General features: G+C 72.5%; 19 protein-coding genes, 1 tRNA gene and 2 pseudogenes. 11 read left to right on the plus strand and 11 right to left on the minus strand.

Annotated features, from left to right (window positions below):
* Positions 1-324: 324 nt before the first annotated feature.
* From ACIF6L_RS37770 to ACIF6L_RS37785, 4 genes and pseudogenes are all read right to left on the minus strand, one after another.
* Positions 325-1,497: an NlpC/P60 family protein gene (locus ACIF6L_RS37770; protein WP_396491363.1), complete on the minus strand. Its 1,173-nt coding sequence runs from the start codon at positions 1,495-1,497 to the stop codon at positions 325-327.
* A gap of 286 nt (positions 1,498-1,783) precedes the next feature.
* Complete coding sequence (locus ACIF6L_RS37775; protein ID WP_396491362.1) at positions 1,784-2,044, minus strand: hypothetical protein; 261 nt, start codon at positions 2,042-2,044, stop codon at positions 1,784-1,786.
* On the minus strand, positions 2,041-2,352 hold the full coding sequence (locus ACIF6L_RS37780) for a DUF6247 family protein (RefSeq protein ID WP_396491361.1): 312 nt from the start codon (positions 2,350-2,352) through the stop codon (positions 2,041-2,043). Before ACIF6L_RS37780 ends, ACIF6L_RS37775 begins: the two co-directional genes overlap by 4 nt.
* Before the next feature lie 327 nt (positions 2,353-2,679).
* Positions 2,680-3,004 (minus strand): annotated as a pseudogene (locus ACIF6L_RS37785) (SDR family NAD(P)-dependent oxidoreductase); the annotation flags it as partial.
* A 602-nt stretch (positions 3,005-3,606) separates the two neighbouring features.
* On the opposite strand from ACIF6L_RS37785, the gene lanL reads away from it, so the two are divergent.
* From lanL to ACIF6L_RS37820, 7 genes are all read left to right on the plus strand, one after another.
* Positions 3,607-6,309, plus strand: a complete 2,703-nt coding sequence (gene lanL / locus ACIF6L_RS37790; RefSeq protein ID WP_396491360.1) for a class IV lanthionine synthetase LanL — start codon at positions 3,607-3,609, stop codon at positions 6,307-6,309.
* A 5-nt stretch (positions 6,310-6,314) separates the two neighbouring features.
* Positions 6,315-6,434 (plus strand): ALQxL family class IV lanthipeptide, encoded by a 120-nt coding sequence (locus tag ACIF6L_RS37795; protein ID WP_329491624.1) that lies wholly within the window; start codon positions 6,315-6,317, stop codon positions 6,432-6,434.
* Between the two features lie 29 nt (positions 6,435-6,463).
* Positions 6,464-6,583, plus strand: coding sequence for an ALQxL family class IV lanthipeptide (locus tag ACIF6L_RS37800; RefSeq protein WP_352297073.1), 120 nt, complete (start codon positions 6,464-6,466; stop codon positions 6,581-6,583).
* A 762-nt stretch (positions 6,584-7,345) separates the two neighbouring features.
* On the plus strand, positions 7,346-8,299 hold the full coding sequence (locus tag ACIF6L_RS37805; RefSeq protein ID WP_352297078.1) for an ABC transporter permease: 954 nt from the start codon (positions 7,346-7,348) through the stop codon (positions 8,297-8,299).
* Positions 8,300-8,347: 48 nt separating this feature from the next.
* Positions 8,348-9,433, plus strand: coding sequence for an ABC transporter permease (locus ACIF6L_RS37810; protein WP_396491359.1), 1,086 nt, complete (start codon positions 8,348-8,350; stop codon positions 9,431-9,433).
* Complete coding sequence (locus tag ACIF6L_RS37815) at positions 9,430-11,583, plus strand: ABC transporter ATP-binding protein (RefSeq protein ID WP_352297084.1); 2,154 nt, start codon at positions 9,430-9,432, stop codon at positions 11,581-11,583. Before ACIF6L_RS37810 ends, ACIF6L_RS37815 begins: the two co-directional genes overlap by 4 nt.
* 154 nt (positions 11,584-11,737) lie before the next feature.
* The gene (locus ACIF6L_RS37820) at positions 11,738-13,438 is read left to right on the plus strand and encodes an ABC transporter family substrate-binding protein (RefSeq protein WP_396491358.1); all 1,701 of its coding nucleotides are present in this window, start codon (positions 11,738-11,740) and stop codon (positions 13,436-13,438) included.
* A 75-nt stretch (positions 13,439-13,513) separates the two neighbouring features.
* On the opposite strand, the gene ACIF6L_RS37825 is transcribed toward ACIF6L_RS37820, so the two are convergent.
* The 4 genes from ACIF6L_RS37825 to ACIF6L_RS37840 all read right to left on the minus strand — a co-directional run bounded on the left by ACIF6L_RS37825 (position 13,514) and on the right by ACIF6L_RS37840 (position 15,385).
* Positions 13,514-13,975: a hypothetical protein gene (locus ACIF6L_RS37825; protein ID WP_352297089.1), complete on the minus strand. Its 462-nt coding sequence runs from the start codon at positions 13,973-13,975 to the stop codon at positions 13,514-13,516.
* Between the two features lie 28 nt (positions 13,976-14,003).
* Positions 14,004-14,207 (minus strand): hypothetical protein, encoded by a 204-nt coding sequence (locus tag ACIF6L_RS37830; RefSeq protein ID WP_396491357.1) that lies wholly within the window; start codon positions 14,205-14,207, stop codon positions 14,004-14,006.
* A gap of 215 nt (positions 14,208-14,422) precedes the next feature.
* A tRNA-Tyr gene (locus ACIF6L_RS37835) sits at positions 14,423-14,502 on the minus strand.
* Positions 14,503-14,806: 304 nt separating this feature from the next.
* Positions 14,807-15,385, minus strand: coding sequence for a hypothetical protein (locus ACIF6L_RS37840; protein ID WP_329491616.1), 579 nt, complete (start codon positions 15,383-15,385; stop codon positions 14,807-14,809).
* Positions 15,386-15,583: 198 nt separating this feature from the next.
* On the opposite strand from ACIF6L_RS37840, the gene ACIF6L_RS37845 reads away from it, so the two are divergent.
* A complete protein-coding gene (locus tag ACIF6L_RS37845; RefSeq protein WP_396491356.1) occupies positions 15,584-16,513 on the plus strand; it encodes a hypothetical protein in 930 nt (309 codons plus the stop codon).
* Between the two features lie 108 nt (positions 16,514-16,621).
* A complete protein-coding gene (locus ACIF6L_RS37850; RefSeq protein WP_380394187.1) occupies positions 16,622-17,152 on the plus strand; it encodes an EF-hand domain-containing protein in 531 nt (176 codons plus the stop codon).
* Positions 17,153-17,254: 102 nt separating this feature from the next.
* Here ACIF6L_RS37850 and ACIF6L_RS37855 read toward each other — a convergent pair whose 3' ends face one another.
* Positions 17,255-17,779, minus strand: a complete 525-nt coding sequence (locus tag ACIF6L_RS37855; protein ID WP_329491613.1) for a peptidylprolyl isomerase — start codon at positions 17,777-17,779, stop codon at positions 17,255-17,257.
* Positions 17,780-18,158: 379 nt separating this feature from the next.
* Here ACIF6L_RS37855 and ACIF6L_RS37860 point away from each other — a divergent pair, with 379 nt between their 5' ends.
* Positions 18,159-18,545 (plus strand): hypothetical protein, encoded by a 387-nt coding sequence (locus ACIF6L_RS37860; protein ID WP_396491355.1) that lies wholly within the window; start codon positions 18,159-18,161, stop codon positions 18,543-18,545.
* Positions 18,546-18,618: 73 nt separating this feature from the next.
* On the opposite strand, the gene ACIF6L_RS37865 is transcribed toward ACIF6L_RS37860, so the two are convergent.
* Both ACIF6L_RS37865 and ACIF6L_RS37870 read right to left on the minus strand, forming a co-directional pair.
* A complete protein-coding gene (locus ACIF6L_RS37865) occupies positions 18,619-19,428 on the minus strand; it encodes a DeoR/GlpR family DNA-binding transcription regulator (RefSeq protein WP_359809773.1) in 810 nt (269 codons plus the stop codon).
* A 221-nt stretch (positions 19,429-19,649) separates the two neighbouring features.
* Positions 19,650-20,365: pseudogene (locus ACIF6L_RS37870) on the minus strand (hypothetical protein); the annotation flags it as partial.
* 296 nt (positions 20,366-20,661) lie between these two features.
* On the opposite strand from ACIF6L_RS37870, the gene ACIF6L_RS37875 reads away from it, so the two are divergent.
* Positions 20,662-21,258, plus strand: coding sequence for a DUF1349 domain-containing protein (locus ACIF6L_RS37875; protein WP_396491354.1), 597 nt, complete (start codon positions 20,662-20,664; stop codon positions 21,256-21,258).
* Positions 21,259-21,485 lie beyond the last annotated feature (227 nt).

The raw sequence follows: 21,485 nt of genomic DNA on the forward strand, positions 1-21,485 counted from the left end.
AGCCCGGCGCGCCGGGGTTTCGACCGGACGGGGCCCGGCGGCACGCCGTCGCCGGGCCACCGGGCGCAAAGCACGGCCGGGCCGGCGTCGCCCTCCTCGGGTGATCACCACACGGGGCTGTCGGTTGCCGCGGGACGGGCCCGCTCCCCCGGCGGTCGTGCCCGTCGGTGCGGACACGGCTTCGCCGTGGCCCCGCTGCCCCTCCCCGAGGAGCACGCCGACGGCGCCCCGCCGGGGCAGCGCCTCGCTACGGCGTTGCCCGCGGGCGGCCGGCCCGTGGCGCCAGGGGCGGTACCGAGGCACGGCCGCCCCGGCCACCGCGGTTCAGGCCGGGCGGACCGCGCCCATGTACGGCATCACGCTGATCGGGAGGACCTCGACGTTCTTCCCCTTGCGCGGAGCGTGGATCATCTTGCCGTCGCCGATGTAGAGGCCCACGTGGTGGATGTCGTCGTAGAAGAAGACGAGGTCACCGGGCTGGAGGTCGCCCCGGGCGACGTGCGGGCCGGACTTCCACTGGTCCTGGGATATCCGGGGGAGCTTGACGCCGGCCGCGCGGTAGGCGGCGCCGGTGAGGCCTGAGCAGTCGAAGGAGTTCGGTCCCGTGGAGCTCCACTCGTAGGGCTTGCCGAGCTGGGCGGTGGCGAACTTGACGACGTCGGCGGCCCGGCCGCCCGCGCTCGCCGGAGCGGGTCCGGCGGCTCCGGCAGGGGCTTCGGCAGCGGCTCCGGCAGGGGCGGCTCCCGCCGGGGTGGCTCCGGCGGCCGGGCGCGTCGCGGGTGCCGTGGCGGAGCCCTGAGCGGGCCGCTCGGCAGCGCGCGCGGCGCGGTCGGCCGCAGCGGCCTGCTGGGCGGCGGCCCTGGCCTTCTCGGCGCTCTCCTGGGCGTTGATCCTGGCCCGGTCCTCGGCGCTGAGCTTGTTGAGCAGGGCCTCGGCCTCGGCGAGCTTGGCCTGGATCTGCTTCTTCTCCTCGCCCAGCGACGCGCCCGCGGCGTCGAGTTGGGCGAGCATCGCGGTGGCCTCGGCGCGGTCCTGGTCGAGCTTGCGCTGCGCGTCGCGGGCCTGCTTCAGCAACGCGGCCTGGCTGTCGGCGACCTGGTTCTGCACGGCCGCGCGCTCCAGGTAGCCGGCCGGGTCGGAGTCGAGCATCAGCTGGACGCCCGGGCCGATGCCGTTGCTGCGGTACTGCTCACCGGCCACCGCGCCGAGCGAGGTGCGCAGTTCGTTGAGCGAGTCCTGGCCGCGGGCGACCTTGTCCTGGATGCGGTTGGCGTCGGCCTGGAGCGACTGCCGCTTCTCCTGGAACCCGTTGTAACGCTCGATGGCCTGCTCGGCCTCCCCGTTGAGCCTGTCCACCTGCTCCTTGACGGAGGCCAGGGTGGGCGCCGGCTCGGCGTGCGCCGTCCCGGCGGCGAGCACCGCGCCGCCGGCCACGGCCGTGGTGAGGACAGCGAGGCGGGCCCGGCTCGGACGGCTGGGTTTGCGGTGATTTCCCATGGCGGCGGGCTCCTTCGGGGGACGGAACGTCGAGAACGGTGCTCCACGGCCGTTCCCTCTACAGCACTTGGAACGAGGGGTTCCGCCACTTCGGTTCGATGGATGCCGTCGTTCTGCTCCGTCGGCCTGGGCTGCCAGACCGTCCACGGGGCCACGGCCGGTCGCCGTCCGGAGGACCGGAGCGTCGCCGACCGTCGTTCAGAGCGACCGTCGGGCGCGGCCCGTTCGGGCCGCCGTCGCCGTGAGGGTCGACCCCCGCCGTGAAGGTCGGCCGGATCCGCGGAGGTCAGCCGAGCCAGACGAAGTCGATGACGTGCAGGCGCCCGGCCAGGCGGTTCACCAGGTAGACGAGGCTGAGCTGGCCGACGGAGGCGCAGCGGACGTCTTCGCCTTCGAGGTCGGTGGCGTCCCACTGCGGCCACCCCCAGGGGGTTCGGGAGGCGATGTCCAGCAGGTCGCGGACCGTCCGCTGGGCGTGTGGGGGGAGGTCGACGAAGGTCTTGGCCGCCTGCGGGGACAGTCGGGCCGGCCAGACGCGGTCGCTCACCGGTCCGTCCAGGTGAGTTCGGCGAGGTCGATCCCGTCCTCGTCGTCCGGGCCGGTGGCGACGAACGCGTCGACCACCGGTGCGCTGTCCAGACGGACCCGCCAGGTCCGGACCACGTGGTGCAGCGGGGAGAGGTCGTAGGTCTGACGCGAGTCGTCGAGCGCCTTGGCCCAGTCCCGTTCGAACGCCGGCAGCCACCTGGCTGCCCGCTCGGGCGGCTCGGCGTGGATACGGGCGAGCAGTCGGGCGGCGGCACGCGGCGCCGGAGCCGCCGGCGCGGCGGGAAGGTGGTCGGGCTGGGCGCTCAAAGGGTCCTCCACTTCGCTGCCGGTCACGGTACGGCAATCGGTGCGGCCGGCGGCGGGACCTCAGCCGGATCTCCCCCGACGTTGGCCGATTCGAGTGCGCCGACAGCCGACGATCGGGGCCGGCCGCACCGGTGGGTCGGCGGCCATCGGGCAGGCGCTCGCGCACGTCGAGGAGGGCTGCGCGCAGGGCTCGATCAGACCCCGCTGCGGTTCGGTGAGTTGGCTGCCCGTCACATCCGACAGGCCTTCGGGTGCTGCCCCGGATACAGGGGCAGAACCCGGCGGACCGATCACCGCGTCACCCAGGCCCTGGGGCCGGAGCGCCTGCTACCAGGGCACTGTTCCACCGTCGTCGAAGAATCCGCCGGTCGGCCCGTCGTCGGGCAGGGTCGCGAGGTGGATCGCGATCGCCGCGCCCTGCTGGGGCGTGCGGACGCCCCGGAAGCCGTTGAGGTCGGTGGCGGTGAAGCCGGGACAGCCCGAGTTGATCAGGATGCCGGTGCCGCTCAGTTCCCTGGCGTACTGGACGGTGACGGCATTGAGGAAGGCCTTGGACGCCAAGTACGCGGCGGGGACCGGGCCCATGTCGATGCCGGGCGGTCTGCAGGGTGAGCGAGCCGACGCTACTGGACATGTTCACGAGGATCGGTGCCCCTCGTGGGTGCCGAGGACGGCTCCGCCACCCGGGGGCCGGGGGACTCCTCCCCCGGAGCTACCAGGCCCCCCGCACCGCGCGGACGGGCCGAACGGGCGGTTCACCGCGCGGACGGGGCGCCGGGAGCGTCAACAGGCCCGACGGCGCACCGCGCCGGGCCGGGCATCTCCCGGCCCGTCCGGGCTCCCCGGCCGGCGTCTCGGCCGCCCCCGGGTACGGCTCAGAGCCCGATCGGGCCGGGGCAGGACCGGAACCGGCCCCCCGGTACGGCAACAACCCACTCCTCGCCTCGCCGGCCGACAGTTTCCGAACCTGCGCGCGATTCCCACTCCGCCCCGGGAACGGGCACGTCAACCCGCCCCCGCCCGCCGGCCGTGGCGGCCGACGGAGCCGTTACGGCACCACGCGCCCGGGCGGACCCACCGGACCCGGCCCGGGGTCGGGACCGTTCGGCGAGCCGTCGACCGGCCCCATGGGGGTTCACGGTCGGAAGATACGTGGTCGTCCCCCATGAACCGGATGTCCCCGCGCCGCCAGGATCAGCGATGCGCTCGGAGGCCGACCGGCTCCGGCAGGGCTCCACGGACGAAGGAAGAACGATGGCAGAGGGGCAGACGGCGGGTCAGGGCTCGGCGGATCCGTACGCCACGTTCTACCCCGACCTGATCGGGGCGGTGCTGCGCCGTCAGGGCGCGCGGGGCTGGACCGTCACTCCCGGGGACTTCTGGTGCCACGTCCGGCCGGACGACGCCGGCCTCGGCCGCCGGCAGGGCTGGAAGCTGCACGTGTCCGCCACCCCGCTCTCCGCCCCGACGGTGCTGACCCGGGCCGCCGAAGTGCTCGTCGCCGCCCGGGCCCCGTTCAAGTGCGCCGGTACACCCGGCCGGCTGACGGAACTCGTCTCCGCCCGCTACGACCGGGGCGGCGGCGGCAAGTTCATCACCGTCTACCCGGACGACGACGACCACTTCCGCCGGCTCGCCGAGGAACTGCACCGGGCCACCGCGCACCTGCCGGGGCCCGGCATCCTCTCCGACCGCCGGTACCGGCCGGACAGCCCGGTCCACTACCGCTACGGGGCCTTCCGTGGCTCCCCCCGGCTCACCAACGACGGTTCGGTCGAACCCATGCTGCAGGCGCCGGACGGGACCTTCGTCCGGGACCGGCGCACGGCCGGGTTCACCCCGCCCGCCTGGGCCGCCTCGCCGCTCCCGCTCCCCGACACTCCCCCGGCCGCACCCGGGACGAGCGTGCTGCTGAACAACCGCTACGTCGTGCACAAGGCGATCCGGCACGCCTACAAGGGCGGCGTCTTCCTCGCCACCGACCGGCGGACCGGCCTGGAGGTCGTCGTCAAGGAGGCCCGCCGGCACGTCGGGGCCGTCCTCGAAGGCACCGACGCCGGCGACCTGCTCGACCACGAGGCCGCCATGCACGCCCTGCTCGCACCGCTCGGCCGATGTCCGCAGGTCGTGGAGGTCTTCGGCCAGGGCGGCAACCGGTACCTCGTGGAGGAGCTCGTCGCCGGGCGCACCCTGCGCGCCTGGGTGTCCGAGCGGCTGCGCCCCGACCGGGCCCAGGTGCTCGACCTGGCCGGGCAACTGCTGGACGTCGTCGCGGCCGTCCACGAACTCGGCCTGGTCCTGCGCGACTTCAACCCCAACAACCTGATGGTCACCCCGGACGGCGAGGTCCGCCTGATCGACCTGGAGTCCCTCGCCCGCCCCGGGGAGCACGTCCTGCGCCTGCACACCCCGGGCTTCGGCGCGCCCGAGGTCGTCGACGGCGCACCGAGCGGCCCCGCCCCCGCGCCGGAGTCCGACCTCTACAGCCTCGGCGCCGTGCTGTTCCACCTGCTCACCGGTACCGACCCGGCGCTCGCCCCGGACCGCGGGGCGGCCCGCGGCCGGGACGAACGGACCGCCGCCCTGCTCGCCACCGCGCTCGCCGACCGCCCGGACCTCACCGACCTCCGCCCGCTCGTCCTCGGGCTCATGGCCGAGGACCGGAACGAGCGGTGGAGCCTGGCGAAGGCCCGCGCGGCGCTCTCCGCGCTGCCCGCCGCCACCGCGGCCGCCACGGGGACGGGGAGCGGCGCCGTCCTGGACGACCGGACCGCGCGACGGCTGCTCGCCGACGGGCTGACCCATCTGATGGACACCATGACCCCGCAGGACCCGGTACGGCTCTGGCCCGCCGGCCCCTCCGGCGAGGGGACCGATCCGCTGAACGTGCAGCACGGTGCCGCCGGCGTCCTGTCCGTCCTCACCGCGGCCGCCGCCCACCGCGCCGACCCGCGGCTGCGGGCCAGCGTCGCCGAGGCAGCGCAGTGGATCGCCGCCCGGGCCGGGACCGGCGGACAGCTGCTGCCCGGACTGCACTTCGGCCGCTCCGGCACCGCCTGGGCGCTGCTGGACGCGGCCCGGCTGCTCGGCGACGACGGCCTCGCCGCACACGCCGCCCAGCTGGCCCGCGCCGTCCCGCTGCGGTGGCCCAACCCCGACGTCTGCCACGGCGTGGCCGGCGCCGGCCTGGCCCAGCTCCACTTCTGGCGGACCACCGGCGACAAGGAGTTCCGCCGACGCGCGGTGGCCGCCGCCGAACACCTGCTGACCACCGCCGCGCAGGGCCGCTCCGGTGTGGTGTGGCCCGTCCCGGCCGACTTCGACTCCGAACTCGCGGGCATCACCCACCTCGGCTTCGCCCACGGCGTCGCCGGCGTCGCGACCTTCCTGCTCCTCGCCGGACTCGCCGCCGAACGGGAGGACTTCGTCCACGCCGCCCGGGTCGCCGCCGAGACGCTGCTCGCCACCGCACGGGTCCGTGACGGCGCCGCCGCCTGGCCGGTCGAGGACCGCGGCGCCGACGCCCCCGCCCACGCGCCCCACTGGTGCAGCGGCGCCTCCGGCATCGGCACCTTCCTGATCCGCCTCTGGCAGGCCACCGGGGACCCGCGCTACCGCGAGACGGCCGAACAGGCCGCGGCCGAGGTGTACCGCTGGCGGTGGCAGAGCTCACCGGCCGCCTGCCACGGCCTCGCGGGCAACGCCGAGTTCCTCCTCGACCTCGCCGACGCCCTCGACGACCCCCTCCACCGGCGCCGCGCCGAGGAACTCCTCGCCTGCGCCCACGCACGCCACGTCGTCCACGACGGGCTGCTCCTGATCCCCGACGACACCCTGACCAGGGTGGGCGTCGGCTACAACACCGGACTCGGCGGGCCCCTCGGCCTGCTGGTACGGCTCCACCACGGCGGACCGCGCCTCTGGCTCCCCGCCCCCGACCCGGCCGAAAGGAGGTGACCACCATGACCGAGGACGTCAACGCCCTGCAGCTGCTCGACAGCGAGGAGCAGACCACCACCGGCTACATGTGCTTCCCGTTCAGCATCTTCCAGTGCGGCAACTGGAGCATCAACGACATGTGACCACTCCCCCTCCACAGAAGGAGAACACCATGACCGAGGACGTCAACGCCCTGCAGCTGCTCGACAGCGAGGAGCAGACCGGCAGCGGCTACATCTGTTTCCCGTTCAGCATCTTCCAGTGCGGCAACTGGAGCATGGGCGACAACTGAGCCTGACCACGGGGTGAAGCAGCACGACACCCCCGGCGACACCCCACCCCCGGTGCGGGTGACCGAGCCCCCTCGGTCACCCGCACCGGCCCCGTTCCGGGCCCCGAACCTCCGGCGCACACCCACCCGCACGGCCCTGCCTCCGGGGCACCGATGCACCGCGCGCCAGGGCACCCGTCCCGGTCGACCGAAAATGATCGTCTCCGACGCGCACACGTCAACTAAGGTCGACGGGAGACCCCCTGCCGCAACCGTCCCGACGCTCCCGCGACACCGTCCCGTGGGGCCGGAGTGACAGCTGGGAGGCGGTGAAATGACTGCTCGATCAGGCAGCTCACGGCGTCCGTTTGTTGGCGAATCCTCGCCACTGGCGGGACATGCACGAACATAACCGGACAAAAGCTTCGACCGGTGGAACCATGCGTTCCGGGAGCCCCCGAGCCTGCAAAACACCTCGTGGCCTGCGACTCGGACCGAGGAAGCCATGGTCAAAGAGGGCTGCCACCCAAAGGACTGAACCCTTCTTTACCTAACCTTTGACAAAGCGTCAGTCGACAGCCCTCCGCCCGGTCAGCAAGATGTGCATCCGAGCCGCCTGACAGTGGCGGCCGACCTTTCCGACCATCCGTCCGACATCAAAGACGCTCCACGGCAGTCCGCGCACGGTCCTCCGTCCTCACGGACCCCGGAGTCCTGTTCCGTCGGTGGGCGCGGGTCCGCACGAGGGAGAGAACCGCCTTGGGCCGCTACATGCTCCGCAAGTTGGCCAACTATTTGATACTCGTCATACTTGCGGCTTCTCTCTCGTACTTCGTCGCGGGGCTCAGCCTGCACCCGCAGGCGAACTACGAGGGCCGCAACCCCCCGTTGGCCAAGGCGACCATCAGCAAGACGCTCGACGACGTCAACATGAACCCCGACACCCCGATCGTCAGCCGCTTCGGCACCTGGGCGAACGGTGTGATCCACGGGGACCTGGGCAAGTCGATCGACGGCTCGCCGGTCAACAGCGAGGTGGGCCGCCGGATCGGCGTCTCCACCCGGCTGCTGCTGCTGGCGACCCTGGTCGGCTCGGTCGGCGGCGTCGCGCTCGGCACCATCGGCGCGATCAAGCAGTACAAGTTCTTCGACCGGTTCACGACCCTGGCCTCGTTCTTCGTCCTCGCGATGCCCGTCTTCGTGCTCGGCCTCTTCCTGAAGCTGCTGACGATCAAGTTCCTGGGCGCCGGCACCATCCACTTCACCGGTGAGACGGACGCCGAGTTCGCCGGCCGCTGGGACTTCGCCGCCCTGGGCAACCGGGCCGAGCACATGCTGCTCCCCGGCCTGACGCTGATCCTCATCCAGATCGCCCTGTACAGCCGCTACCAGCGCAGCACCATGCTCGACGTCCTCGGCAGCGACTTCCTGCGCACCGCCCGGGCCAAGGGCCTGCGCCGGCGCACCGCCCTGGTCAAGCACGGCCTGCGCACGGCGATCCTCCCGGTGGTGCCGCTGCTGGTGTTCAACATCGTGCTGCTGTTCGTCGGTGCGACCTTCACCGAGAAGACCTTCGGCTGGCACGGCATGGGCGAGTTGCTGATCAACTCCATCACCCGCAACGACGTCAACACCACGTCGGCGGTGGCCCTGTTCACCGCCGGCCTGGTGCTGATCGCCGGCCTGCTGTCCGACCTGCTCTACGCGGCGCTCGATCCCCGGGTCCGGGTGCGCTGACGCACCCCGCCCCGCCGAGCACCCCAACACCCGTAGAGGAGAGAGAACATGAGCGCCGACCAACCCGCCCCCTCGAACACCTCCGCCGCCGGCGGCGAGGCGGTCTCCGCCCTGGCCGCCGCCACGGCCGGTGTCCCGCAGACCCCGGCCGCCAGCGCCCCGAAGTCCTCCGCCGCCGCCCGCAAGCGGACCGGCCGGGGCCGGCTCACCGCCCGCCGCTTCGCCCGCAACAGGCTCGCCCTCGTCGGCCTGGGCATCCTGGTCGTGCTGTTCGTGGCCGCGTACGCCGGCCCGTCGTTCAGCACGTACGACTACCGCTTCCACGACTACATGGCCTTCAACGCGCCGCCCGGCGGGAACCACTGGTGGGGGACCAACCAGGGCGGCCAGGACCTCTTCGCGCTGACCATGCGCGGACTGCAGAAGTCGCTGGTGATCGGTCTGCTGGTGGGCGGCATCAGCACCGTGGTCGCGGGCTTCGTCGGCGCCTTCGCCGGCTACTACGGCCGCTGGATCGACAAGGGCCTGACCTGGTTCGTCGACCTGCTGCTGGTCCTGCCGAGCTTCCTGATCATCGCCGTGCTGTCGCCGATCTTCCGCAACTCCAGCTGGCTGATCTTCGTGGTCCTGCTCGCGGCGTTCAGCTGGATGATCACCGCACGGGTGGTCCGCAGCATGACGCTGACGCTGAAGGACCGGGAGTTCGTGAAGGCCGCCAAGTACATGGGCGTCCCCGGCCCGGTCATCATCATCCGGCACATCCTGCCGAACATGGCCTCGCTACTGATCATCGACACGGTGATCCAGGTCGGTGCCGCGGTCATCGGCGAGAGCGGCCTGTCGTTCTTCGGCTTCGGCGTGCAGGCACCGGACGTCTCGCTCGGCACGATCATCGCCGACAACACCACCAACGCGCCGACCTTCCAGTGGCTGTTCTACTTCCCGGCCACCTGCCTGGTGCTGATCGGCATCGCGGTCGCGTTCGTCGGCGACGGTCTGCGCGACGCCTTCGACCCGACCTCCGGCGGGGCGAAGTCGAAGGGGCGCCGCCGCAGGGCCCTCGCCGAGCGCAACGCCGCCCGCCGGGGCGCCACGCTCCCCGGCGGCACCCGGGACGTCGTGAGTTCGTCATGACGGACGCGCTCCAGCCCCCGCAGCCCGACACCAGCACCCCCGGTACCAAGGAAGGACTCCGACCGGTGACCGACACCCGGCTGGACAAGCCGCAGCCCGTACTCGAAGTGACAGACCTTCAGGTCTCCTTCCCCAGCGAGGCCGGCGAGGTCCGCGCCGTCCGCGGCGTCTCCTACGCCGTCCGCCCGGGCGAGGTGCTCGGCATCGTCGGCGAGTCCGGCTCCGGCAAGTCCGTCTCCTCGATGGCCGTGCTCGGGCTGCTGCCCGAAGCCGCGGAGGTCTCCGGTTCGGTCCGGCTCGGCGGCCGTGAGCTGCTCGGCCTGTCCGACAACGAGCTCTCGAAGATCCGCGGCAAGGACATCGGCATGGTCTTCCAGGACCCGCTGTCCGCGCTCACCCCGGTCTACTCGGTCGGCACCCAGATCGTCGAGGCGCTGCGGATCCACCAGGACATGACCAAGGAGCAGGCCCGCACCCGGGCCGTCGAACTCCTGGACGTGGTGGGCATTCCGGACCCGAAGCGCCGGGTGGACAACTTCCCGCACGAGTTCTCCGGCGGCATGCGCCAGCGCGCGATGATCGCCATGGCGATCGCCAACGACCCCAAGGTGATCATCGCCGACGAGCCCACCACCGCCCTCGACGTGACCATCCAGGCGCAGGTCCTGGAGGTCCTGAAGAAGGCCCAGGACGTCACCGGCGCGGCGATCGTGATGATCACCCACGACCTCGGCGTGATCGCCGGCTTCGCCGACCGCGTCCAGGTGATGTACGCGGGCCGGGCCGTCGAGTCCGGCGGTGTCGACGAGGTGTACTACCGCCCGCGGATGCCGTACACCATCGGCCTGCTGGGGTCGATCCCCCGGCTGGACAACACCGGGCGCCGGGCGCTGACCCCGATCGAGGGCACCCCGCCGTCGATGGTCGAGCTTCCCGAGGGCTGCCCGTTCGCGGCCCGCTGCCCGATCGCCGTCGAGCGCTGCCGCGAGGTGGAGCCGGCGCTGTCGGTCAAGGAGGGCAACACCCACCCGACCGCCTGCCACCGCAGCCACGAACTGGCCGGCGCGCTGGACCCCGCCACCATCTACCCCGTGCCCGAACTCCCGGCCGCCGTCACGCTGGAGAGCGTGCCGCGCGAGCAGCGCCCCAAGGTGCTGGAGATCGACGGGCTGACCAAGCACTTCCAGCTCACCCAGGGCGCCGTGATCAAGCGCAAGGTGGGCGTGGTCAAGGCGGTGGACGGCATCACGCTGGACATCCGCGAGGGCGAGACGCTCGGCCTGGTCGGCGAGTCCGGCTGCGGCAAGACCACCACCCTGCTGGAGATCCTGGACCTGCCCAGCGGCCAGGCCGGCACCGTCACCGTGTTCGGCAAGGACGTCCGCGGCCTCGGCCGGGCCGACCGCAAGGCGCTGCGCCGGGACATGCAGATCGTGTTCCAGGACCCGATGGCGGCCCTGGACGCCCGGATGCCAATCGGTGACATCCTGGCCGAGCCGCTGCGCACGCACCGCTGGGACAAGGAGCGGATCGCCGCCCGCGTCCCCGAGCTGCTGGAGATGGTCGGCCTCAACCCCGACCACGCCGACCGCTACCCGCAGGAGTTCTCCGGCGGCCAGCGCCAGCGCATCTCGATCGCCCGCGCGCTCGCCCTGGAGCCCCGCCTCGTCATCCTGGACGAGCCGGTCTCCGCCCTCGACGTCTCGATCCAGGCGGGCGTGCTCAACCTGCTGGACGAGCTCAAGGTGAAGCTCGGTCTGAGCTACCTGTTCGTCGCCCACGACCTCTCGGTGGTCCGGCACATCGCCGACCGGATCGCCGTGATGTACCTGGGCCGGATCGTCGAGCTGGGCGACTCCCGGTCCATCTTCGACGCGCCCTCCCACCCGTACACGCAGGCGCTGCTCTCCGCCGTCCCGCTCCCGGACCCGCGCCGGGAACGCGAGCGGACCCGGATCCTGCTCAGCGGCGACCTGCCCAGCCCGGCCAACGTGCCGACCGGGTGCCGGTTCCGCAACCGCTGCCCGAAGCACCCGGCGCTGAGCGAGGCCGAGCAGCAGCGCTGCCGCGACGAGGACCCCGGCAACAGCAGGCTCTCCGACGACCACGTCGCCGCCTGCCACTTCGCCGCCGCCCTCGAAGTGATCTGACCCCACGATCCGACCCCCACGAAAGGGGGCCGGGCCCGGCGGAACAACCCGGTCCGGCCCCACTCGCAAGTCCGCAGTGCCAACCCTCCAGCACCTTCCGCTCCGGCGGCCCGCTGGGTCCATCCACCCTTCCGCACACTCCCTGGGGAATCCCTTGAAGCACACCCGGATCCCGGTCGCGCTGGTCGCCACCGTCGCCACCGCCTCGCTCTGCCTCAGCGCCTGCTCCAGCAGCTCCTCCGGAGGGGACGCCGCTCCCGCCAAGTCCGAGGCCCCGAAGATGACCCAGCGGGCCATGAACGAGAAGGACCGTGCCGACCTGAAGCAGGGCGGCACGCTCAACTGGGCGATCGACCAGCTCTCCAGCCAGTGGAGCCCGCTGGAGGCGGACGGCAACGAGGTCTCCACGACCGACGTCATGAAGGCGCTCATGCCGACCTTCTGGCACTCGGACGCCGGTGGCACCCAGACCCCGAACAAGGACTACCTGCTCGACGCCAAGTCCGAGACCAAGGACGGCAAGCAGGTCGTCACCTGGACCCTCAACCCGAAGGCCAAGTGGAACGACGGCACGCCGATCACCTGGCAGGACCTGGAAGCCAACTGGAAGGCCCAGAACGGCACCAACCCGGAGTTCAAGGCCACCTCGACGACCGGCTTCGACCAGGTCGAGAGCGTCGTCAAGGGTGCCGACGACTACCAGGCGATCATGACCTTCAAGTCGCCGTTCTCCGAGTGGCAGGCGCTGTTCAACAACGCCGCCAACGCGCCGCTGTTCCCGGCCAAGTACGTCGCCACCCCGGACGTCTTCAACACCGCGTACGTCGACAAGATCCCGACCTCGGCGGGCCCGTTCAAGCTCGACAAGATCGACCAGACCGCCAAGACCGTCACCGTCGTCGCCGACCCCGCCTGGTGGGGCCAGAAGCCGCTGCTCGACAAGATCGTCTACAAGGCCATGGACACCAACACCATGCCGCAGGCGTTCCAGAACGGCGAGATCGACTTCTACGACAACGGCCCGGACGCGTCCGGCTTCAAGCAGATCCAGTCCACCGCCGACGGCGAGGTCCGCGAGGCCGGCGGCCCGAACTTCCGCCACTTCATGTTCAACGGCAAGAGCCCGATGCTGACCGACCCCAAGGTCCGCCAGGCACTCTTCAAGGCCATCGACCGCGAGACCATCGCCAAGTCGGACCTCACCGGCCTGGGCTGGCCGGCCGCCGCGATGAACAACCACTTCCTGGTGCCGAACCAGAACGGCTACAAGGACAACTCGGACGGCCTGAGCAAGTTCGACCCCGAGGCCGCCAAGAAGATGCTCGACGAGGCGGGCTGGAAGCTGGACGGCGACGTCCGCAAGAAGGACGGCAAGGAGCTCAACCTCAAGTTCGTCATCCCGGCCGGCGTCACCATCGCCACCAACGAGGGCTCGATGCTCACCCAGATGCTGCAGCAGGTCGGCGTCAAGGTGAACATCTTCACCGCCCCGTCGAACGAGTTCTTCGACAAGTACATCTACAAGTACGACTTCGACATGACGGCGTTCTCGCTGATCGGCACGCCGTTCCCGGCCAGCTCCGCGACCGCGAACTTCAAGACCGACGGCGGCGCCAACTACAGCCAGGTCGGCAGCCCCGAGCTGGACCAGGCGATGGCCGACGCCGCCGCCGCCCAGACCCCCGAGACCGAGTTCGCGGCCATCAACAAGGCCGACGCCGAGGCCTGGAAGGTCGCCGCCCTGGTCACCCTGTACCAGCGCCCCGCCATCTTCGGTGTGAAGAAGTCGGTCGCCAACCTCGGTGCCCCGGGCCTCTCGGACTACCTGTACGAGAACATCGGCTTCACCAAGTAACACGATCCCGGGGCGGGTCGGCCGGAATCCCGGCCGACCCGCCCCGAACCATGTCGGCCGCGGGCACCGTCGCCACTACGGCCGGGTGCCCGCACCCCACGGTTCGGGCACGCCCACCCGCACGTCGAGGTCCCACAGGACGCACTCCTCACCGGGCCGGGCCACGAACGACCAGGCCACGGCGGTGCGGCGCAGCTGTTCCGCCATCGATCCGGCGCGCCGCGCGCTGCCGGCGAGTTCTCCGCCCTGCGGATGGTGGTGGAGGAACCGCCCGTAGGCCGTCCGGCAGAAGGCCGCGTAGCGCTCGGTGCAGAGGATCAGCCCGTGCCACGCCTCGTCCACGGCGAACGACGGCATGCCGATGACCTGCCGGTCCAGCATCGCCGCCCCGCAGCAACGCAGCCACTGGCGCAGCCCGGTCTCGACCAGCTCGCGCGGTTCGAACGGGCACGTCCGGTAGACGGCGGGGGGCAGTTCGAGCGCGTCGACGGCCGCCTGCACGCGGTCGACGCGACGGGAGTACGTTCGTGAGAGCACGCCTGCTCCGTTCCCGGCGGCCGGGCGCTCAGCTGCCGCCGCAGCCGCCGCCGCAACCCCCTCCGCCACAGCCTCCCCCGCCGCAACCGCCGCCGCTGCCGCCGGAGTCGCCGCCGGAATCGCCGCCGCGGTAACGGGACTTCCTCTTCCGGTCCCCGCCGTCCGTCATCGAGCCGGCGATGATGCCGAACAGGACGAGTCCGGCCAGAATGACGATACCGATGATGATCATCTATCCACTCCCCCAGTTGGCGCCGGACGAGGTGCCTCACGACCTGCGGCGCGCGGATTCCGCCCCGCTCGCGCGGGTCGCTCGGAATGCGGATCCGGCCGCGCCAGGACGGCCCCCGTCTGCGGCGATACTTCATTATGCTCGGAGGGTCTGACACTGAAACGGCGTCAGATCACCAGTGCGGCAAGCCGGCTGCCGTGCGGAGCCGGCGTGGGTGGGCGAGGACGGAGTCGAACCGTCACAGCCGAAGCGGGGGTGTTACAGACCCCTGGGCTCTCCCGTGCCCAGCTCGCCCTCGGCGGAGGCGCCGCACCGAAAAGGGCCGCCTCGGGGACCGTCCCCCGAGGCGGCCCGGCCGGCGGCCGACGGGCGCACTACGAGGACGTCCCCCGGATCCGGGAGTACCGGGAGCGCTGATACGGGAAGCGCTGACACGGGGAGCGGGTGAAGGCGTGCACGGTCGCGCTCCTTCCTGGTGGTTCGGCGCGATGCGCCCACTGTGACGCCCGCCCGGCGGACGGGGCAACCGACTTACGACGACACCGCCCGGCCCGTCGCCGCGGACGACGCACGGACCGGGCGACCGGGGTCAGGGGTGCTCACCGGGCGGCCGGGCCCGCCGCAGCCGCGTGCCGGGCACGGGCGAGCGTCGGATAGCGGACCGTGAACAGGAGCGGCAGGACGAACGTGGCGACGGTGAGCAGGGTGCGGGCGTCGCCCGCGTCCGGCCGGTAGTGGCGCAGCAGCGCGCCACCGAGGCCGGCGAGGGTGAACGCGGCCGCCCACACCGCGGTGATGACGCGGTTGACCCGGAGGAACAGCGGACTCTTCCAGACGTGCTCGGGGGTCTGGGTGCGGGCGATGCCGAGGGTGAAGGGCCGGCCGAGCGCGAGCGAGCCCCAGGCGGTGGCCGCCAGCCAGAGCGAGGACAGCGGCGGGCCGTAGTGGGCGACGGCGGTGGAGTCGGGCGCGGCGAAGGCGGCGCAGGTGTAGCCGGCCAGGAAGACGACGGCACTGGCCTCGATCACCAGGGCGTCCCAGCCCCGGCCGGCGCGGCGCTGGGTCACCACGAGCGCGAGGGCCAGCAGGAGGCCGGTGAGCGCGGCCCAGCGGAGGTCGACGGTGCCGGTGAGGACCGCGACGGCGATCCACGGGGCAAAACTGCGGAGGTGGCCCATGACGATGTCTCCCCTGTTGAACGTGCGATGCGGTGTCGAGCGTGCGGTCCGGTGTCGATCGTGCGATCCGGTGTCGATCGGCGCCGCGGGCGGTCGCTCCGCCCGGCAATCCCTCAGCCTGTCAAGCACCCGCTCTCGGCGGAACGGGCAGAGAATGCAAGACTTGATGCAGGAAACTGCACGGACCCGGGGGCGGCCATGAGTTTGCAGAGCTTGGGTCTGACGGACGACCAGGAGCGCGTCTACCGCTACGTGCTGCGTACCCGGCCGGGCGATCCCGACACCGCGGGCGCGGACCTGGGCCTGCCCGATGTGCGGGCGGTCCTCGGGGAGTTGCGGGACCTGGGGCTGCTCGACGCGACGCTGGCCCCGCTGCCGCCCGCGGCCGCCGTCGACCTGCTCGTCCGCCGCCGCGTGGAGCACACCTCCCGTGAACTGGCCCGGCTCGACTCCGCGTTCGACGTGGTGTGGGAGCTCGCCGAGGAGGCCCGCCACGGTCGCCGCGTCGAGCTCGTCGAGCGCATCAGGGACACCGCGCAGGTCACCCACCGGATCCGCACGATGCCGGGACGCGTCGAGACGCTGAACGCCAAACCGCTGCCCCGCAGCGGGGTTCCGCTCCGCGACGAAACGGCCCTCCGGTTCCGGCGGGCGCTCGCCGACGGGATGGCCTGCCGCACCCTCGTCAGCACGGCGGCTCTCGACCGGCCCGAGCAGATGGCCTACGCCCGGCACTGGCACGACCTGGGCGACGTCCACCGCGTGACGCCCGAACCGTTCCGCCGGCTGCTCATCGTCGACCGGCGGGTCGCCTTCGTCCGCCTCGACCCCGCCCGGCCGGAGTCGGACACCCTGCAGATCGGCCAACCCGGGATCGTCGCCGCGCTGGTCGACCTGTTCGAAGGGCTCTGGACCCGCGCCACCGACCTCGGCCACCTCGACCTCACCACCGTCGAGGCCCAGGTCCTGCGCACCCTGAGCGAGCACAGCAAGGACGAGAACGCGGCCCGCGAGCTGAACATCTCCCTGCGCAAGTACCGCACCCACGTCGCCGGCCTGATGACCCGCCTCGGCGCCACCACCCGCTTCCAGGCCGCCCTGCGCGCCAAGGAGCGCGGCTGGCTGTGAACCCGGCGCCGGGGCCGGGACGGGCGTCGACGCGCCTGCGCCGCCAGGGCGGTCCCACTGGATAGCGTGACCGGCGAGAACCACGGACAGCCACCAGGAGGACACGCAATGTCAGATCCGGCGAAGCGCCGCATCTTCTCCATGCTGGACACGGACGGCGACGGCGTCATCTCGCGGGCGGAGTACGTCGCCCGGGTCGACCGGGCGGCCGCGGCCGTGGGGCGCGACGCCCGGGACCCGCTCGTCGTCGCGGCCCGGACCGCCCACGAGGAGGTCTGGCGCCAGATGGACGCCGACCACGATTCCCGCGTCACCTTCGAGGAGTACCGCTCCTGGGCGGGACACGACGCGTTCGAGGCGACCTGCCGGCCCGCCCTCGGCTCGCTGTTCGACCTCGCCGACGCCGACGCCGACGGCCGCCTCACCCGCGAGGAGTTCAGCCGGCTGCGCACCGCGACCGGGAACGCGGAGGGCGACGTCGACGCGGCCTTCGACGCCCTCGACCCCGACGGCGGCGGCACCGTCGACCGCGACACCTACCTGGCGGCCATCCGGGACTTCCTCACCACCGGCACCTCCTCGATGGCGAGCGTGTACGGCGACGGCCGACCCGCACCGGCGCCGGTCCCGTCCCCCTGAGCCAATCGCCCCGGGGCCGGTGGTCCGGCCGGAACGAGGCGAACCGGCCGCCGCCCCGTCACGGTGACGGGGCGGCGGCCGGTTCGTGCTCACCGAGGGGTCTCAGCGCTTGATCTCGATCCGGTCGATGGTGACCGCCTCAAGCGGCCGGTCGTTCGCGTCGGTGGCCACCGAGCCGAGTTCGGCCACGACCTTCTCGGAGGCGGCGTCCGCGACCTTGCCGAAGATCGTGTGCTTGAAGTTCAGCCAGGCGGCCGGTCCCAGGGTGATGAAGAACTGGGAGCCGTTGGTGCCGGGGCCGGAGTTGGCCATGGCGAGCAGGTAGGGCTTGTCGAAGACGAGGTCCGGGTAGCGCTCGTCGCCGAAGGTGTACCCGGGGCCGCCGCGACCCGTTCCGGTCGGGTCGCCCGCCTGGATCATGAACCCGTCGATGATCCGGTGGACGGGGGTGCCGTCGTAGTACGGGCCGCTGATCGGCTCGTCGGTACGCGGGTCGGTCGCCCCCTCCCGGGTGCCTTCGGCGAGTTCCACGAAGTTGCGCACCGTCTTCGGCGCCTGGTTCGGGAACAGCTCCACGGTGATGGCACCGTGGCTGGTGTGGATCACAGCGTTCTTGGCGTCGGCCATGTCGGGACTCCTCACATCGTGACGCTCCGGACGCGAGCGACGCCCTCAGGCTATCCGTCCGGAGGACCGCTCCGTCCCGGGGTGGATCACACCGCCGACGCCCGTCCGCGACCGGGCCGGCACCAGCTCCCCTGCCCCACGGCCGCGGCCGCGTCGGCGCGCGGAGCGCGCTGCCGCCGACCGCACGCCCGAGCCTCCCGGGATGCGGTTGGGCATTGACTCGGCAGGCGGCGGAGCCGATGATGCAACCCGAGGACGCGGTCCGGGCGCTACCGGCGGGTGGGAGAGTCCGCCCGGCGCCACCCCGGCCGTCCGTACGGAGGGTGGGGCGCCGGTGTTCCGGCGAGATTCTGGGGGGCTTGCGAAGAGGAGGCTTTCCGTGACCGCTCCGACCGCCCGTCTGGCCCCCGCGGCCTATCTGCGCTGCTTCCCCTTCGACCCCCGGGGCATGGCCGCCCACCGCGAGGCCCTGCGGCGCTTCGCCAACCGCCTCGGCCTGCTCGCCCCCATCCTCTACTTCGACAACGGCGCCCTGTCCGCGGGCGTGCGCCCGCAGTTGGAGCTGCTGACCAGGTCCGTCCTCGACGGGCAGCACCGGATCGTGCTCGTGCCGGGCACGTGGGTGTTCTCCACCGACGAGCGACTGGCGCGGCTGATCACGTCCGCGTTCGCGGGTGCGAACTGTCGCACGGTCAAACTGCCGGACCGCTTCGTGTCGATACCCCGCCCCCGGTCGGGGTGGGGGTCTGGGGCGCGGGCGGCCTGAGACCGGCCGCGCGGGCGGGGGCATTCGGCACCCGCCCGCGCCCGCTCGCACCCGCCCGCGCCCGCCCGCGCGGTCAGCCGGTGGCGGTGGAGACCACCACGAGCTCGCCGACCGCCTCTTCGAGCGTGCCGCGGGCCTGCGCCGGCAGCGGGTCGTCGGTGATGAAGCAGTCGATCTCGGCGAGTTCCGCGAAGCTGCTCAGACCGATCACCCCCCACTTGGTGTGGTCCGCGACCACCACGGTCCGGCGGGCGGAGCCGATCATGGCGCGGTTGGCCTGCGCCTCGGCCAGGTTGGGCGTCGTCAGGCCCGCCCGTTCCGAGACGCCGTGCGCGCCCAGGATCAGCAGGTCCACGTGGAGGGAGCGGATCGTCTGCTCGGCCAGGGCGCCGACCAGGGCGGCCGAGCGGGTGGGCGATCCACCGGTCAGCAGCAGCGAGGGGGTGCTCGCCCCGGCGTCGCGGCCGGCTGCCCACACCAGGTCGGCGATCGCGAGCGAGTTGGTGACGATGGTCAGCTGCGGCACCTTGAGCAGCCTGGACGCCACCGCGAAGGTCGTGGTGCCGGCGGAGAGCGCGACGACGTTGCCGGGCTCCACCCGTGCGGCGGCGGCGTCCGCGATGGCGGCCTTGGCGGCCTCCTCCAGCGAGGACTTCGCCTCGAAGCCCGGCTCGTCGGTGCTGGAGGCGCCGATCGCCACGGCGCCGCCGTGCACCTTCTGCACCGTTCCCCGGCGGGCCAGGGTGTCCAGGTCGCGGCGGATGGTCATGTCCGACACCCCGAGCTGTTCGACCAGCTCGGCGACCCGCATCGCGCCACGACGGCGCACGGCCTCCAGGATCAGTGCCTGACGCTGTGGTGCCAGCATCCCTTGATCGGTCACGAGCTCCCCTGACGACCTGGGCGGGCATCGATGTCCCGCTACGTCCAGAGGGCAGGCTACCGCCGGAACGATCAGAAACCGACAGCCGGGCCCCCGGGGGCCGCCCCCGGCCTCCCGGGGCCGGGGGCAGGGGGCTCGGGAGGGCTCGGGGCGCCCTGCGGCGGCGGGCCGCCGGGCCGGCCGCCAGACCCCCGACCCGGCCGCCACCTGCGTCTACGCGGGAGTTCGCGAAGCCGGCGGGCGGCGTCCTCGGGGCACACGTCGTTGACGAAGGCGTCGGCCCCGGGCTCCACGCCGGCCGGGTACGTGAGCCGGTCCGCCGTCCGGCGGACGGTGAACAGTTCGAGGGGCGGGGCCGGCTCCGCCCCGCCCCGCTTGGGGGCCTGGTGCCAGGCGGCGACGTGGGGAGTGGGGCCGGCCGGCCCGCTCCGCCGTGGCAGAGGCGGGCGGAGCGGCGCAGCAAGTCCAGCTAGAAGGTGGGGAGTTCGGCCCGTTCGTGCGCGTCGAGGCAGGTGAGGCCGGGCACCCGGCGCTTGGGGTGGAGATGGACTTCGTAGGGCCGGCGGGCGGCGAACGGGACGAAGGCGCTCCCGAGTTCGCCGTTGACGACCAGGCGGCGGGTGTCGACGCCTTCGACGGCGTCCGGCAGGGCGGACAGTGCGGCGGTTCGGTCGCTCCAGGCGTCCAGGACGAGGCGGGCCCGCTCCTCGGGGAGCTCGGCGAAGGAGGTGTCGTGGTCGGGTGGGTGGTGGGTGCGGCCCTGGCGCTGTGCGGCGATGGTGACCCAGCCGCCGGCCACCGGGTCGAGTCTGGTTTCGGAGTGGCCCGGGGTGGGTTCGAGCGGGCGGCTGTCGGCGGTGTCGCGGCCGGTCCCGGCCTCGACGTCGTAGTGGATGAGCTCGCGGCGGTCCGCGAGCTTGGTGACCGTCCCGTGCACGCCGGCACCCCTCGCGGACGGTTCTGTCGGGACGCGCGGCGCGGTGGGACGGTGGGCGGCCGACGGCAGGTGGGCCCCGACCGCGCCGCCCGGGCGGCCGGCGTCGCCGGTGCACTTGCTCATGATGCGCCTCCCACAGGAATCTCCTCTCCATTAACGCACAGCATTAAACCGAAGTCACCACAATGCAACAACCTTTCATCGGGCGACTCGTCGGATCACGGCTGAACGATCGGATCTGGCTGATTCCGTGGCACTTTGGTGGATCTCCCTCGCCCAGTGTCAACAATGACGCCATGAGCCTCGACGACGCATTCGCCTCCCCCCTCCGCTGGGCGCCCGCCCCGGCCGCCTGCTCCCTGGCCGGCCACGTCCTGTCCGTCACCGCCGCCCCCCGCACCGACGTCTTCACCGACCCGCTCACCGGCGAGGCCAGGCGCAACGCCGCGACGGCGCTGGTCGACCCGCCGGACGGGGACTGGCAGTTCTCGGCCCGGCTCCGGGTCGGATTCCGGGCCCCGTGGGACGCGGGCGCCCTCATCGTCCGGTCGGACGCCGACCACTGGGCGAAGCTCAACTTCGAGCAGTCACCGGACGGAGCGCCGAGCGTCTACTCGGTGGTCACCCGCGGGCGCTCGGACGACGCGGTCGCGGGACCGGTCGAGGGCGACGCACTGTGGCTGCGGATCAGCCGGATCGCGCCGGCGTTCGCCTTCCACGTCTCCTCCGACGGCCGTACCTGGCGCCTGATCAGGCAGTTCGCCCTGGACGGGCCGGCTCCCGCCCGGGTCGGCATCGAAGTCCAGTCGCCGGTCGGCGAGGGCTGCCGCGTCGACTTCGACGACATCCGCCTGACGCCCACCCGGCTGGCCCACCTGTTCGACGGCCGCTGAGCCCGCCGGCGGGCCGCGGACCGCCGGCCCCCGAAGGGATCCCCCGGAAACCCACACGTTCGGACCACAACGCACACCAGGATCCCCCGGCGCACCCGGGGGACCCTGTCGCTTCCGCGGGCGGCACTGCCGATTCCGTCACGGAGAAGTGATGGACCAGTGACGCGGAGTTTACCGGACGGGCCGATTGGTGCCGTCCGGGCGTAACTTGGACGAAACCCTTGACA

The sequence above is a fragment of the Kitasatospora sp. NPDC086009 genome (assembly GCF_044540385.1).
Classification (GTDB): domain Bacteria; phylum Actinomycetota; class Actinomycetes; order Streptomycetales; family Streptomycetaceae; genus Kitasatospora.

Excerpts from the sequence above, each read along its gene's own strand:
- ACIF6L_RS37850 (WP_380394187.1), top strand. The coding sequence starts at position 16,622 with ATGTCAGATCCGGCGAAGCGCCGCATCTTCTCCATGCTGGACACGGAC.
- ACIF6L_RS37830 (WP_396491357.1), bottom strand. The coding sequence starts at position 14,207 with ATGATCATCATCGGTATCGTCATTCTGGCCGGACTCGTCCTGTTCGGC.
- ACIF6L_RS37810 (WP_396491359.1), top strand. The coding sequence starts at position 8,348 with ATGAGCGCCGACCAACCCGCCCCCTCGAACACCTCCGCCGCCGGCGGC.
- ACIF6L_RS37770 (WP_396491363.1), bottom strand. The coding sequence starts at position 1,497 with ATGGGAAATCACCGCAAACCCAGCCGTCCGAGCCGGGCCCGCCTCGCT.
- ACIF6L_RS37845 (WP_396491356.1), top strand. The coding sequence starts at position 15,584 with ATGAGTTTGCAGAGCTTGGGTCTGACGGACGACCAGGAGCGCGTCTAC.
- ACIF6L_RS37800 (WP_352297073.1), top strand. The coding sequence starts at position 6,464 with ATGACCGAGGACGTCAACGCCCTGCAGCTGCTCGACAGCGAGGAGCAG.
- ACIF6L_RS37815 (WP_352297084.1), top strand. The coding sequence starts at position 9,430 with ATGACGGACGCGCTCCAGCCCCCGCAGCCCGACACCAGCACCCCCGGT.
- lanL (WP_396491360.1), top strand. The coding sequence starts at position 3,607 with ATGGCAGAGGGGCAGACGGCGGGTCAGGGCTCGGCGGATCCGTACGCC.
- ACIF6L_RS37795 (WP_329491624.1), top strand. The coding sequence starts at position 6,315 with ATGACCGAGGACGTCAACGCCCTGCAGCTGCTCGACAGCGAGGAGCAG.
- ACIF6L_RS37840 (WP_329491616.1), bottom strand. The coding sequence starts at position 15,385 with ATGGGCCACCTCCGCAGTTTTGCCCCGTGGATCGCCGTCGCGGTCCTC.
- ACIF6L_RS37855 (WP_329491613.1), bottom strand. The coding sequence starts at position 17,779 with ATGGCCGACGCCAAGAACGCTGTGATCCACACCAGCCACGGTGCCATC.
- ACIF6L_RS37875 (WP_396491354.1), top strand. The coding sequence starts at position 20,662 with ATGAGCCTCGACGACGCATTCGCCTCCCCCCTCCGCTGGGCGCCCGCC.